This is a genomic window from Micromonospora sp. WMMD737, assembly GCF_049179055.1.
Taxonomy (GTDB): Bacteria; Actinomycetota; Actinomycetes; order Mycobacteriales; family Micromonosporaceae; genus Micromonospora; species Micromonospora reichwaldensis.
In genome coordinates, this window is sequence record NZ_JBMHMH010000001.1 from 6,715,066 (window position 1) to 6,728,308 (window position 13,243).

The 13,243-nt window shown below is 76.5% G+C and carries 8 protein-coding genes and 1 pseudogene; 5 read left to right on the forward strand and 4 right to left on the reverse strand.

Translation table 11 applies throughout. The features are described 5' to 3' along the window. Nucleotides 1-20: 20 nt before the first annotated feature. The gene (locus ACN27A_RS29795) at nt 21-1,010 is read right to left on the reverse strand and encodes a zinc finger domain-containing protein (protein ID WP_421457838.1); all 990 of its coding nucleotides are present in this window, start codon (nt 1,008-1,010) and stop codon (nt 21-23) included. A 110-nt stretch (nt 1,011-1,120) separates the two neighbouring features. Here ACN27A_RS29795 and ACN27A_RS29800 point away from each other — a divergent pair, with 110 nt between their 5' ends. Continuing rightward, complete coding sequence (locus tag ACN27A_RS29800; RefSeq protein WP_421457839.1) at nt 1,121-2,323, forward strand: hypothetical protein; 1,203 nt, start codon at nt 1,121-1,123, stop codon at nt 2,321-2,323. A gap of 93 nt (nt 2,324-2,416) precedes the next feature. Here ACN27A_RS29800 and ACN27A_RS29805 read toward each other — a convergent pair whose 3' ends face one another. Together ACN27A_RS29805 and ACN27A_RS29810 are read right to left on the reverse strand one after the other, a co-directional pair. After that, nucleotides 2,417-3,262, reverse strand: coding sequence for an SAM hydrolase/SAM-dependent halogenase family protein (locus ACN27A_RS29805; RefSeq protein WP_421458661.1), 846 nt, complete (start codon nt 3,260-3,262; stop codon nt 2,417-2,419). A 168-nt stretch (nt 3,263-3,430) separates the two neighbouring features. Beyond that, a pseudogene (locus ACN27A_RS29810) lies at nt 3,431-3,796 on the reverse strand (GNAT family N-acetyltransferase); the annotation flags it as partial. 146 nt (nt 3,797-3,942) lie between these two features. Here ACN27A_RS29810 and ACN27A_RS29815 point away from each other — a divergent pair. Then, complete coding sequence (locus ACN27A_RS29815) at nt 3,943-4,539, forward strand: hypothetical protein (RefSeq protein ID WP_421457840.1); 597 nt, start codon at nt 3,943-3,945, stop codon at nt 4,537-4,539. Nucleotides 4,540-4,548: 9 nt separating this feature from the next. Here the strand turns inward: ACN27A_RS29815 and ACN27A_RS29820 are convergent, their stop codons facing one another. Further along, nucleotides 4,549-9,144, reverse strand: a complete 4,596-nt coding sequence (locus ACN27A_RS29820) for an ATP-dependent helicase (protein WP_421457841.1) — start codon at nt 9,142-9,144, stop codon at nt 4,549-4,551. A gap of 172 nt (nt 9,145-9,316) precedes the next feature. On the opposite strand from ACN27A_RS29820, the gene ACN27A_RS29825 reads away from it, so the two are divergent. The 3 genes from ACN27A_RS29825 (at nt 9,317) to ACN27A_RS29835 (ending at nt 13,230) form a co-directional block, all read left to right on the forward strand. Beyond that, complete coding sequence (locus tag ACN27A_RS29825) at nt 9,317-9,712, forward strand: hypothetical protein (RefSeq protein WP_421457842.1); 396 nt, start codon at nt 9,317-9,319, stop codon at nt 9,710-9,712. Nucleotides 9,713-9,919: 207 nt separating this feature from the next. Next, complete coding sequence (locus ACN27A_RS29830) at nt 9,920-12,754, forward strand: Na+/H+ antiporter subunit A (RefSeq protein WP_421457843.1); 2,835 nt, start codon at nt 9,920-9,922, stop codon at nt 12,752-12,754. Further along, on the forward strand, nt 12,751-13,230 hold the full coding sequence (locus tag ACN27A_RS29835) for a Na(+)/H(+) antiporter subunit C (protein WP_421457844.1): 480 nt from the start codon (nt 12,751-12,753) through the stop codon (nt 13,228-13,230). Before ACN27A_RS29830 ends, ACN27A_RS29835 begins: the two co-directional genes overlap by 4 nt. Nucleotides 13,231-13,243: the final 13 nt, after the last annotated feature.

The window sequence follows — 13,243 nt, forward strand, 5'->3', positions numbered from 1 at the left end:
GTCGCACCGGTCCGGCCGCCTCAGTCGGCGGGACGCTCCGGCTGGCAGACCGGGCACCAGTAGGTGACCCGCTCGCCCAGTTCCTCCTTGCGGATCGCGGTGCCGCACCGGCGGCAGGGCTGGGCGCGCCGGCCGTAGACGTAGCTGGTCTGCCCCCGGCGCAGCGATCCGGTGGTGCTCTGCGTCCAGCGGCCCCGGTTCGCCGCGAGCAGCTTCTGCGCGAGGGCGACGGTGCCGGCGAGGTCCGGCACCGCGCGCACCGGGGTCCACGGCGAGACGCCGCGCAGGAAGAGCACCTCGCACTTGTAGAGGTTGCCGACGCCGGCCAGGTTGCGCTGGTCCAGCAGCGCCTCGGAGATGGTGACGTCCGGATCGGCGGCCAACCGGCGCACCGCCTCCGCCGGGTCCCAGTCCGCGCCGAGCAGGTCGGGGCCGAGGTGCCCGACGAGCGACTCCTCCTCGGCGGTCGGCACCAGCGCCAGCTCGTGCAGGTGGTAGCCGACGGCGACCGCCCGCGCGCTGCGCAGCACGACCCGGATCAGGTGCGCCGGCCGGGCCGCCCAGCGCTCCCCGGGCGCGTACGCCCGCCAGGCGCCGTCCATCCGCAGGTGCGAGTGCAGTGTCCAGCGCGCCCCGCCGTCGTCTCCCGGTGCCGTGTCCCCGGTCGCACCGCCACCCTGCGCCGAGGCGGTGCCGGCCTGCGCCGAGGCGGTGCCGGCCTGCGCTGGGGCCGTGCCGCCCTGCGCCGGGGCGGTGCCGCCGCCCTGCGCCGGGGCGGTGCCGCCGGCCTGCGGTGCGATCGGGGCGTCGGGCGGCGGCGTGGCGTGCGGTGGGGCGGTGAGCCGCAGCAGCAGGTGCTTGCCCCGGCTGGCCGACTCCCGCACCGTCCAGCCGGCGAGGTCGGCCGCGGCGAGCTGCGGCACCCGGAAGTCGCTGCCGGTCAGGCGGGCGCCGGCCAGGGCACGGTGCAGTACGCGGGCGGTGTTCCAGACGGTGTCGCCTTCGGGCACCCGTCCATCCTTCCTCGTCCGAGCCGAATTCGCATGTGTCGCTATTTGTATGGTGGTTCCTGTCGATCTACCGACAAGGGCACGATCAGGGAGTTCTGAGGAGAATGCCCATGATTCTGCCCCAACGTCGCGCCCGTACCGCCGCCCTGACCGTCATCCTCGCCCTCGCCCTCGTACCCGCCCCGGGCCCCGCCCTCGCCGCCGCCGGCGAACGGTGGAGCACCGACCTCTCCCGCGTCGACGCCGACGACGTCAACGTCCGGCACACCCGCGCCGGGCTCCGGCTGGCAGATCCCCGTCTCGCGCGGTCCCGCGCGCCCCGCAGCGCGGTCGCCGAGGGGATCTTCCTCGCGCCGCCGCGCACCCTGGCCCGGCCGGCCACCCGGATCCGCGCCGCCGTCGACGCCCGCACCGCCGCCGGCGGCACCGCCGAGGCCCAGGTGCGGGGCTGGCGGGCGGCGGGCTGGACCGAGTGGCGCGAGGCCACTGGCGGAGCGGTCTTCGACCGGCCGGTCACCCGCGTGCAGACCCGGGTGGTGCTCACTGCGAGCCGGCCGGACGCGACCGCGGAGGTGCGCGCCGTGCGACTCACCGCCGACACCGTCGCCGCCGTCGCCGCCTCGCCCGGCCCCACCTACCGGGTGTACGCGACGCGGATCGGGCTGGTCGGCGAGGTGACCGCCAACGGGCACACGATCGTGGCCAGGGACCACTTCGTGGCGCTGCCGTCCCGGCGCGCCCTGGCCCCGGCGAACACCGGCGACTACACCGTGCGGGTCTGCACCACCACGGGCAGCCGCTGCGAGTACGCCCCGGTCTGGGACGTCGGCCCGTGGAACACCCGGGACGACTACTGGAACCTCAGCGCCGTCCGGGAGAACTGGAAGGACCTCCCGCAGGGCCGGCCGCAGGCACAGGCGGCCTACCAGTACGGCTACAACGGCGGGCTTGACCAGTTCGGGCGGGTCGTGTTGAACCCGGCCGGCGTCGACCTCGCCGACGGCACCTTCTGGGACGGGCTGCAGCTCACCACCAACGCCTGGGTGGACGTGGCGTACCTGTGGACCGGCAGCGGTCCGCGCGGCGTGGTCGGCGACGGTCCGCTCAACATCCGCGCCGGCGCCGGCACGGGGTACGCGGTGCGCGGCCTGGCCGCCCGGTACGCCAACGTGCCGATCGAGTGCTACGTGACCGGGCAGACCGTCGTCGGCCCGTACCGGACCACCAACCGGTGGAACCGCCTCACCGGCGGCCAGTACGTCAGCCACGCGTACGTCTCGGCGGTCTACGGCGGCACCGTGCCGCTCTGCTGACCACCACCCGCGTACGCCCGCCGGGCCGGCCGGCTCCGGTCCGGCCCGGCGCCCGGGTCGCCCGCCCGGCACCTCGCCCGGCCGGCCCGCTGCTCAGCCGGCCGTGACGCGCAGCAGGTCGCCCGGCGCCACCGCCAGCAGGTCCACCGCCCGGCCGCCGTTGACCGCCACGGCGACCAGGCCGGCGGAGTCGGCGTGCACCAGCAGTCCGCCCGGTCCGGCGTCGCCGAAGGTGCGCCCGTGCACGGCCTCCCGGTCGGGCCCGGCACCCGCGCCCGGTCGCACCCGGACCCGGACCGGCAACGGCGCCAGCAGGTCGGCCGGCGCGGCCAGTTGGACGTTGCCGAAGTGGTCGACGGTCAGCACCTCGGCCGTGAACCCGTCCGCCTCCCGCCGGAGCACCGGCGCCGGCAGCCGGACCAGGGACTCCGGGTCGACCGCCGGGCCGACCCCGGACAGCGGTGCGCCGAGCGCCAGCCGCGCGGCGACCGGCGCGAAGACGTCCCGGCCGTGGAACGTGCGTGACACCTCGGGCGCGAGCCACTCCGGGTCGGTCAGCTCGACGGCCGCGGTCACCCCACCCAGCGCCTCGGCGGCCTCCACCAGCAGGCCGTTGTCCGGCCCCACCAGCAGCCCGCGGGGCGTGGCCAGCGCGACGCCCCGCCGGGTGGTGCCCACGCCCGGGTCGACGACGGCCACGTGCACCCCGAGCGGCAGGTGCGGCACGGCCTGCGCGAGCACCGCCGCGCCCCGGCGTACGTCGGCCGGCGGGACGAGGTGGGTGACGTCGACGACCCGGGCCTCCGGCGCCAGCCGCGCGATCACCCCGTGGCAGGCGGCGACGAATCCGTCGGCCAGGCCGTAGTCGGTGGTCAGCGAGATCCACGGGGCGCGGGCCGCACCGGCGGGCGGGCCGGCGACGACCCGCCGACCGTGCACCGGGCGGCCGGCGGGGACCCGTCCGTCGGCGGTGAGGGGCAGTTCCAGGACCAGTTCGTCGTGCAACTCGATGCCGTCCTCGCCGACCACCGGGATGCTCGGCTTGAGCTGGCGGGCCCGGTCCACCGCGCCCCGGTCCACGCGCACCAGCCGCAGCCCGCGCCGCTGGTAGAAGCGCAGCGCCCGCAGGTTGTCGTTCGTGGTGACGAGCCAGAGCCGGGTCCGGCCGCCGGCCCGGGCCACCTCGCCGGCCGCCGCCAGCAGCGCCGTGCCGACGCCGCCGCCGGGCGTCGCGGCCACCACGCTGACCACCTCCAGCCCGTCGGCGTCGTCGTGGTGGGCGAGCGCCCCGACGACCGCCCCGGCCCCGTCGGTCGCCACCAGCGTGGGCAGCGTACGCAGGTCGTACCGGGTGTCGTGGGCGACGACGTACGGCCCGCCCCACTCGCGTTCGTGCAGCGCGTCCACGGCCGCCCGGTCCCCGGCCCGCGCCGGCCGGACGGTCATCCCGTCCGCCCCGTCCACCACGCTCATCGTCGGCTCCCCTCGTCGACCGGTCGGGATCGTACCGACGCCGTCAGACCGCCCCGGTCGACCGGAGCGGTCTGGCAGAAATGGGACAGCCGCACTGACCGACCGGCCACTGCCGGGACGGGATCCGGTTGGGCAGACTGCCAGGGGTGACCAACCGGAGCCTGCCCGCCGTCGCGGTGCTCGTTATCGCCGCCGCCCTCACCGCCGCCTGCGGCGACGACGCGGAGGACCGGCGCGCCGCGCCACCGGCCGCCACGGCGTCGACCCCGGCCGACGTGCCGTCCCCGGGCCCGACCGGCTCAACGGAAGCCACGGCGACGCCCGCCGCCCCGCCGAGCGCCCGGCCGACGAGGGCGGGCCCGGCGGCTCCGAGCGCCGGCGGGCCCACCCAGCGCCGCCCCGCCAGCCCGCCGCCGGTCGAGCTGCCGGCCCGCCCGACCGGGACGCCCGGCGCGCGGCAGGTCGTCGACGCGTTCAAGGCCGCCGGGCTGAAGGTGCCGAACCCCCGGGACCGGTCGGTCGAGTGCGGCCCGGACGGGCTCGGCCTGGGCTGCTCCGAGCTGGTCGCGACGGACGCCGTCACCGTGTACGTCTTCCCCGACGAGACCAGCGCCAGCGACATCGCCGAGACGTGGGGCGGCCAGTCGTTCCGGCGGGGCACGGTGGTGCTCAACTACCTGGAGGCGAAGACCCCCGCCGCCGATCGCGCCAGGTACGAGAAGGTCCTCACCGGGCTGCGCTGACGGTGCGGGTCAGCCGCGCAGGCGCAGGCCGCGCGGGGTGGCCCGGAAGCCGGCGGCGGTGAGGGCGTCGCGCAGCGGCGAGGAGCGCACCGCCTCGCCGTCGGCCCGCTCCACCGACATCGCGCCCAACGCGCCGGAGTGGACCGCGTCGGCGAGCGCCTTCCCGGCCGCCGTCAGCAGGTCGGTGTCGTCGGTGAAGGAGAGGATAGTCCGCCCGCCGCGTTCGACGTAGAGCACCAGGTCACCGGCGACCAGCACCACCACGGCGCCGGCCTTGCGCCCCGCCCGGTGCCCGGTCGCCGGGGCCGTCCCGTCGCCCGAGTCGACCACCCGCTCCGGCCAGGACAGCGCCGCACCGTAAGGGTTGGCCGGATCGGTGGCGGCGAGCACCAGGGCGGGCCCGCCACGCCCCCGCCCGCCGTCGGTCGGCTCGGCCAGCGCCCGGATCCGGTCCACCGCCCCCGGCACCGCGAACTGCGCCGCGCCCAGCCCCTCGACGAAGTAGCCCCGCCGGGCCGCGCCGCGCTCCTCCAGCGCCGAGAGCACCGGATAGACCGCGGCGAAACCGCCGGTCACCTGCTCGGCCATGACCGCTCCCCGGGTCACCACGCCGTGCCGTTCGAGCAGCACGTCGGCCAGGGCCGCGGCGCGCCGGGTCGGGTCGGTGTCGCGCTCCGGCAGCCGCGACCAGCGGCCGGCCACGGTCGGCGGGCCCACACGCGTCGGCAGGGCCACCCGCCCGGGGCGCCGGTAACGGGTGCGCGGCGCGGTGGCACGGGACCGGTGCGCCCCACCGCCGCCGAGCGCCGCGCGCAACGGCGCCAGGGTGTCGTTGGTGAGGTGACCGGCCCACACCAGGTCCCAGACGACGGCGCTCAGCGCGGCGTCGTCGGTCGAGCCGACCCGGTCGGACAGCGACCGGAAGAACAGCGCCTGCCCGTCGCCGAGCGCGTCCAGCACCGCGTCGTGCAGCGGGGTGCGGGTGAGCGCCTCGTCGGGCGGGGCGAGCAGCAGCGGCGCGACGTCCGCGTAGGCCAGCGTGACCCAGCCGTCCCCGCCGGAGATGGCCCCGGAGCCGGCCCAGAGCACCTCGCCGCTGGCGCAGAGCTCGTCGAGCTGAGCGGGGGAGTAGTCGGCGACCCGGCCGGGCAGCACCAGCCGTTCCAGGGCCGACGCCGGCACCGCCGCGCCCTGCAACTGCTCCACGGCGGCGGCCAGCGCCTCCACCCCCCGCGCGGACGAGCCGACCTGTTGCCAGCGGGGCAGGAACGCGGCCAGCGCGCGGGGCGGCACCGGCTCGATCTCCCGGCGCAGCGCGGCCAGGGACCGGCGCCGCAGCAGCCGCAGCACCTCCGCGTCGCACCACTGGCTGCCGGCCGTGTCGGGGGTGAACTCGCCGGCCACCACCCGACCGGTGGCGGCGAGCCGGCGCAGCGTCTGCTCGACCACGAAGACGCCGAGCCCGAAACGGGCCGCGCAGGTGGCGGCGGCGAACGGCCCGTGCGTACGCGCGTAGCGGGCGACCAGGTCGCCGAGCGGATCGGCCACCGGGGCGAGGTAGGCCTCGGCCACCCCGACGGGCAGGGCCACACCGAGGGCGTCGCGCAGCCGCGCCGCGTCCTCGACGCCCACCCAGCGCTCCTCGCCGGCGACGCGCACGCGTAGCACCCGGCGGGCCGCCGCCAGCTCGGTCAGCCAGGCGGGGGCGGCGCCCCGCTCGGCCAGCTCCGCCTCCGACAGGTCGCCGACCACGCGGAGCAGCTCGACCACGTCCTCCGCGTCGCGCGGGCGGCGCTGCTCGGTCAGCCAGCGCAGCTGCCGCCCGGTCTCGGCCAGCACCGCCGGATCGAGCAGCTCCCGCAGGTCGACCCGGCCGAGCAGCTCGCCGAGCAGGGTCGAGTCCAGCGCCAGCGCGGCGGCCCGGCGTTCGGCCAGCGGCGCGTCGCCCTCGTAGAGGAAGGCGCCGACGTAGCCGAAGAGCAGCGACCGGGCGAACGGCGACGGCTGGGCGGTCTCCACCTCGACCAGGCGCACCTTGCGGGCGGCCAGGTCGCGCATCAACTCGGCCAGCGCCGGCTGGTCGAAGACGTCCTGGAGACACTCCCGGGCGGCCTCCAGGGTGACCGGGAAGTCGGCGTACTCGCGGGCGACGTCGAGCAGCTGGGCGGCGCGTTGCCGCTGCTGCCACAGCGGCTGGCGGCGGCGCGGGTCGCGGCGGGGCAGCAGCAGCGACCGGGCGGCGCACTCGCGGAACCGGGACGCGAAGAGCGCGGACGTGCCGACCGACTCCTCGACGAGCTGGGCGATCTCCTCGGGCTCGAAGACCACCACGTCGGCGCCGGGCGGCTCCTCCGCCGTGTCCGGCAGGCGGACCACGATGCCGTCGTCGGACGGCATCACCTGGGCGTCCACGCCGTAGCGCTCGGCGAGCCGGCGGCCGATGGCCAGCGCCCACGGCCCGTTGACCCGGGCGCCGAGCACGCTGTGCACGGCCAGCCGCCAGTCGCCCAGCTCGTCGCGGAACCGCTCGACCACTACGGTGCGGTCGTCGGGCAGGGAGCGGGTGGCGGCGCGCTGCTCGCGCAGGTAGGCCATCAGGTTGCCGGCGGCCCAGTCGTCCAGGCCGCCGGCCCGCAGCGCGGCGACCGCCGTCTCGTCGCTCTGCCGCAGCAGGGCGCGCACCCGGGCGCCGATGGCCCGGCCCAGCTCGACGGGGCGGCCGAGCTGGTCGCCCTTCCAGAACGGCATCTTCGCCGCCTGCCCGGGGGCCGGGGAAACCAGCACCCGGTCGGGGGTGATCTCCTCGATCCGCCAGGACGACGAACCGAGCAGGAAGACGTCGCCGACGCGGGACTCGTAGACCATCTCCTCGTCCAGCTCGCCGACCCGGGCGGCCCGCTCGGCCCCCGCCAGGAAGACGCCGAAGAGGCCCCGGTCGGGGATCGTGCCGCCGCTGGTCACCGCGAGCCGCTGCGCGCCGGGCCGGCCGGTGAGCGTGTCGGTGGCGCGGTCCCAGACCAGCCGGGGCCGCAGCTCGGCGAACGCGGTGGACGGGTAGCGGCCGGAGAGCATGTCGAGCACGGCGTGCAGCGCCGAGTCGGGCAGCTCGGCGAAGGGCGCCGCCCGGCGTACGAGCACGGCCAGGTCACCGACGCGCCACGGCTCCAGCGCCACCATGGCGACGATCTGCTGGGCCAGCACGTCGAGCGGGTTGCGCGGGTGGTGCAGCTCCTCGATGGCGCCCTCGGCCATCCGCTCGGCCACCACCGTGCACGAGAGCAGGTCGCCCCGGTGCTTGGGGAAGACCACCCCCCGGGAGACCGCGCCGACCTGGTGCCCGGCCCGGCCCACCCGTTGCAGGCCGGCGGCCACGCTGGGCGGCGCCTCGATCTGCACCACCAGGTCGACGGCGCCCATGTCGATGCCCAGCTCCAGGCTGGAGGTGGCCACCACGGCGGGCAGCTGGCCGGACTTGAGCGCCTCCTCGATGTGCTTGCGCTCCTCCCGGGAGACGCTGCCGTGGTGGGCGCGGGCGATCACCGCCGGTGCGCCGGCCGCCGCGCCGGCCTGCGCCATCAGCTCCGCCGGCGTGCGGCCGACGCGCACCGGCCCTTCGGGGCCGCCCCACTCCTGTGCGCCGCGCGGCGACGGCGTGGGCCCGCCGGCCAGCTCCTCGCCGGCCAGCTCGTTGAGCCGGGCGCAGAGGCGCTCGGCGGAACGCCGGGAGTTGGTGAAGACGATTGTCGAGCGGTGTGCCCTGACCAGGGAGAAGACGCGTTCCTCGACCGCCGGCCAGATGGACGCCCGGCGCGCGCCGAGGCCACCGAGGTCGTCCTCCGGCGGCTCCTGCTCGTCGAGGCGGGTCATGTCCTCCACCGGCACCTGGACGCTGACCTCGATCGTCTTGGCGGTGGGCGGCGCGACCACGTCGACGGGGCGGGCGCCGCCGAGGAAACGGGCGCACGCGTCGACGGGCCGGACGGTGGCGGAGAGGCCGATCCGCTGTGCCGGGGCCGGCAGCAGCTCGTCGAGGCGTTCCAGGGAGAGCGCGAGATGGGCGCCGCGTTTGGTGCCGGCGACGGCGTGCACCTCGTCGAGGATCACCGTCTCGACGCCGCGCAGGGAGTCGCGGGCGGCGGAGGTGAGCAGCAGGAACAGCGACTCGGGTGTGGTGATGAGGATGTCCGGCGGGGTGCGGGCGAAGGCCCGCCGCTCGTCGGCGGGGGTGTCGCCGGTGCGCATCCCCACGGTGATCTCCGGCGGGGCGACGCCGAGCCGGGTGGCGGCCTGGCGGATGCCCGCGAGGGGGGTGCGCAGGTTGCGCTCGACGTCGACCGCGAGCGCCTTGAGCGGGCTGACGTAGAGCACCCGGCACCGCTGCCGGGGGTCGGCCGGGGCGGGCTCGCGGGCGAGCCGGTCGAGCGACCAGAGGAACGCGGCCAGCGTCTTGCCCGAGCCGGTGGGGGCCACCACCAGCGCGCTGCGCCCGGCGGAGACGGAGCCCCAGGCGCCGGTCTGGGCGGCGGTGGGCGCGGCGAAGGCGGCACCGAACCACTCCCGGGTGGCCGCGCCGAAACCCGCCATCGCATCCGTCACGCCCTCCATCCTGCCCCGACGGTGTGACATCGAGGCTCTGGGCGGAGGGCCATTGCCCCGCTCCGGCTCATACGCGATGTTTGCGCGTTCAATCCGTTAAGTCTTACTTAACTGGTTGCTTGTGCCCCACAACATAAAGTAACTTCACCCGGAGCGTCGGCCCGGGGTGGAGGAGATCGGATTGACCGTCGAGCAGCGGAGCTTCGAGCCCGGCACCGACGTGCTCATCCGCAAGGTCGACAGTCACCTCGCTGCCGTCCGCACCGGGCTGTCCGGCCCGGAGCTGGAGCTGGCCGAGCGGCTCGCCGCCGCGCTGCGGGAGCTGGTCGTCTCCACCGCGCAGGCCAGCGCGGCCGACCGGGGGCAGGTCCGCGCCGCGGTGCACTACTTCGTGCTGCGCCGGGAGAGCCGGGGCCGGTTGCTGCCGGTGCGCTCCCTCGCCGCCGCTCAGCGGGTGGTCAACAAGGTCGTGATCCAGCTCGGCCGCCCCGACCTGCTGGTGGAGCCCCGTCGTGAGCGCCCCGCCCGGGAGCCCGTCGTCGCCCCCACCCCCACCGCCGACGTCGCCGTCGGCTGACGGCCGCCCCCGGCCTGCGCCCGCCGGCCCCTGCGCGTCGCCCTCGGCTGACGGCTGGCCGGCCGCCTCGACCGGTTACCCGCACGCGGGCGACAACGGGACGAATTCGCGCAAAACCGCCCGCCGGGCGACGATCTGGCGTGTGATCGCACCTAGGTGCCGTCCCACCTCCGGCGCGCGCCGCAGCCACCTCGACCGGGAGCGCGGGTGCTCGTACTGCTGATCCTCCACTTCGTGGCGGCCCTCGTCGCGCCACTGCTCGTCCGGTGGTGGGGTCCCCGCGCCTGCTACCCGCTGGCGCTGGCGCCGGCGGCGGCGTTCGGCTGGGCGCTGGCCCGCACGCCCGCCGTCCACGACGGCGGGGCGGTGGTCGAGACGTACCCGTGGATCGGCCAGCTCGGCGTCGACCTGGCGCTGCGGCTGACCACCCTGTCCTGGCTGATGACCCTGCTCGTCGGTGGCGTCGGCGCGCTGGTCCTGGTCTACAGCGCCCACTACTTCGGCCGGGAGTCCGCCGGCGTGGCCCGGTTCGCGGCCGTGCTGGTGGCCTTCGCGGGGGCGATGCTCGGCCTGGTCCTCGCCGACGACCTGCTGCTGCTCTACGTCTGCTGGGAGCTCACCACGGTCTTCTCGTACCTGCTGATCGGGCACAGCGCCGAGCGGCGGGCCAGCCGGTGGGCGGCGGCGCAGGCGCTGACCGTGACCACGTTCGGCGGGCTGGCGATGCTGGTGGGGTTCATCATGCTCGGCGGGCACGCCGGCACCTACCGCTGGTCGGAGATCGCCGCCGCCCCGCTGCCGGGCGGGGCGTACCTCGTCGCGGCGGTCGTGCTGATCCTCGTCGGGGCACTGTCCAAGTCGGCGTTGCTGCCGTTCAGCTCGTGGCTGCCGGTGGCGATGGCGGCGCCCACGCCGGTGAGCGCGTACCTGCACGCCGCCGCGATGGTGAAGGCCGGCGTCTACCTGATCGCGCTGCTCGCCCCGGTGCTGGCGAGCGCCGGCCCGTGGCGGCCGGTGGTCGTGGTCGCCGGCCTGGCCACCATGCTGACCGGAGGCTGGGCGGCGCTGCGGCAGACCGACCTGAAGCTGCTGCTGGCGTACGGCACGGTCAGCCAGCTCGGCCTGATCGCGGTGGCCGTCGGGGCCGGCACCCCCGACACGGCGCTCGCCGGGGTGGCGATGCTGCTGGCGCACGCCCTGTTCAAGGCGCCGCTCTTCCTCGTCGTCGGCATCATCGACCACGGCACCGGCACCCGCGACCTGCGGGAGCTGTCCGGGCTGGGGCGCCGGGCGCCGCTGCTCGTCACCGTGACGGTGCTCGCCGCCGCCTCGATGGCCGGGCTGCCACCGCTTGTCGGCTTCGTCGCCAAGGAGGCCGTGCTGGCCGCCTTCACCGACCGGCCCGCCGTCGTCGCCGTGCTGGTGGTGGGCACCGCGCTCACCGTCGCCTACAGCGCCCGCTTCGTCTGGGGCGCGTTCGCCACCCGGCCCGGCGTGGAACCGGCCGCGCCCGGGCGGATCCCCGCGTCGATGCTCGCCCCGCCGGCCCTGCTGGCCGCCGTCGGGCTGGCCGCCGGCCCGGCCGCCGGGATCCTCGACGGCCTGCTCCGCCCGTACGCCGAGTCGTTCGGCGTCGTCGGCAAGGACCTGGCGCTCTGGCACGGCCTCAGCCCCGCGCTCGGCTTCTCCGCGCTGGCCGTGGCCGGCGGCGCGGCGCTGTTCGCGCTGCGCGGCCCGCTCGCCCCGGTGCTGGCCCGGCTGCACGTCCCGGTCAGCGGCAACCAGGGGTACGAGTGGCTCGTCCGCCGCTTCGACCGGCTGGCCATGAGGGTCACCGGCGCGACCCAGCGGGGCTCGCTGCCGCAGTACCTCGGCATCATCCTGATCGTGCTCGCCCTGGTGCCCGGCGGGGCGATGCTGGCCACCCGTCCGTGGCGGGAACGGATCGCCCTCTGGGACAGCCCGCTGCAGGTCGTGGTGGTGGCGGTGGTGACCGTCGCGGCGGTGCTGGCGGTGGGCGCCCGCCGGCGGCTGACGGCCATGCTGCTGGTGGGCATGACGGGCTACGGCACGGCGATGCTCTTCGTGGTCTACGGCGCGCCGGACCTGGCACTGACCCAGTTCCTCGTCGAGACCGCCACCATCGCGGTGTTCGTGCTGGTGCTGCGCCGGTTGCCGGAGCGGTTCTCGGCCCGACCGAGACGCCTGAAGTGGGCGCGTCGGACGATCGGGCTGGTGGTCGGCGTGGTGGTGGGCGGGCTGGCCCTGACCGCCGCCTCGGCCAGGCGGGCGCCCACCATCTCCGCCGCGTTCCCGGACCTGGCCGTCACCCACGGCTACGGCCGCAACGTCGTCAACGTGACCCTGGTCGACATCCGGGCCTGGGACACGATGGGCGAGCTGTCGGTGCTGGTGGTGGCCGCGACCGGCGTGGCCAGCCTGGTCTTCCAGCGGTCCCGGACCGGGCCCCGCCCGCGCCGCCCGGAGCGGCCGAACCGGGTGCAGCGGCCGGGGCACCGGGTCTGGCTGCGCGGCGGGGCGACCCTGCACGAGCGGCAGCGCTCGATCGTTCTCGAGGTGGTGACCCGCCTGGTCTTCCACACGGTGGTGGTCTTCTCCCTGTTCCTGCTCTTCGCCGGCCACAACGCGCCGGGCGGCGGCTTCGCCGGCGGCCTGGTGGCGAGCCTGGCGCTGGCCGTGCGCTACCTGGCCGGCGGTCGCTACGAGCTGGCCGAGGCCGCCCCGGTCGGCGCCGGCACGGTGCTCGGCGCCGGCCTCTTCGTCTCGATCGGCACCGGCGCCGTCGCCCTGTTCGCGGGCGGCACGGTGCTCGAGAGCGCCCGGATCAACCTGTGGCTGCCGGTGATCGGGGACTTCTACCTGGTCACGTCCCTCTTCTTCGACGTGGGCGTCTACCTGGTCGTGGTCGGGCTGGTGCTGGACATCCTGCGCAGCCTCGGCGCCGAGGTGGACCGGCACATCGAGGCGGCCGGCGAGTCCGGGGGCGGCCTGCGGGTCGACGGGCAGGGGGAGCGGGCGTGAGGACGGCCGGCGCGGGGCCGACCCTGGTGCTGGTCGTCGCCGCCGGGGTGCTGGTCGGCTGCGGGGTCACCCTGCTGCTGGAACGCAGCCTGACCCGGATCCTGCTCGGCGTCATCCTGCTCGGCAACGGGGTGAACGCGCTCATCCTGCTCGGCGGGCGCTCGGGTGCCGCCCCGGTGGTCGGCACGGCGCCCGCCGGCACGTTGAGCGACGCGCTGCCGCAGGCCATGATCCTCACCGCCATCGTGATCACCTTCGGGCTGACCGCGTTCCTGCTGGCGGTCAGCTACCGCAGCTGGTACCTCACGGGCGACGACGAGGTCCCCGACGACATCGAGGACCGGCAGATCAGGCACGCGGCCGAGCGCAGCGAACTGGCCGCCGCCGACCTCGGCGGCGAGGGCCCGGACGCCGACCCCGAGCAGGTCGACCCGGAGCCGCCGCGCCGGCACCCGCGCGGGGACGGCCCCGGATGACCGGGTACGCGGG

What these genes read in the sequence shown, in the direction of transcription:
- ACN27A_RS29800 (WP_421457839.1), top strand. Translation starts at nt 1,121, where the DNA reads ATGATTCTGCCCCAACGTCGCGCCCGTACCGCCGCCCTGACCGTCATC.
- ACN27A_RS29820 (WP_421457841.1), bottom strand. Translation starts at nt 9,144, where the DNA reads ATGGAGGGCGTGACGGATGCGATGGCGGGTTTCGGCGCGGCCACCCGG.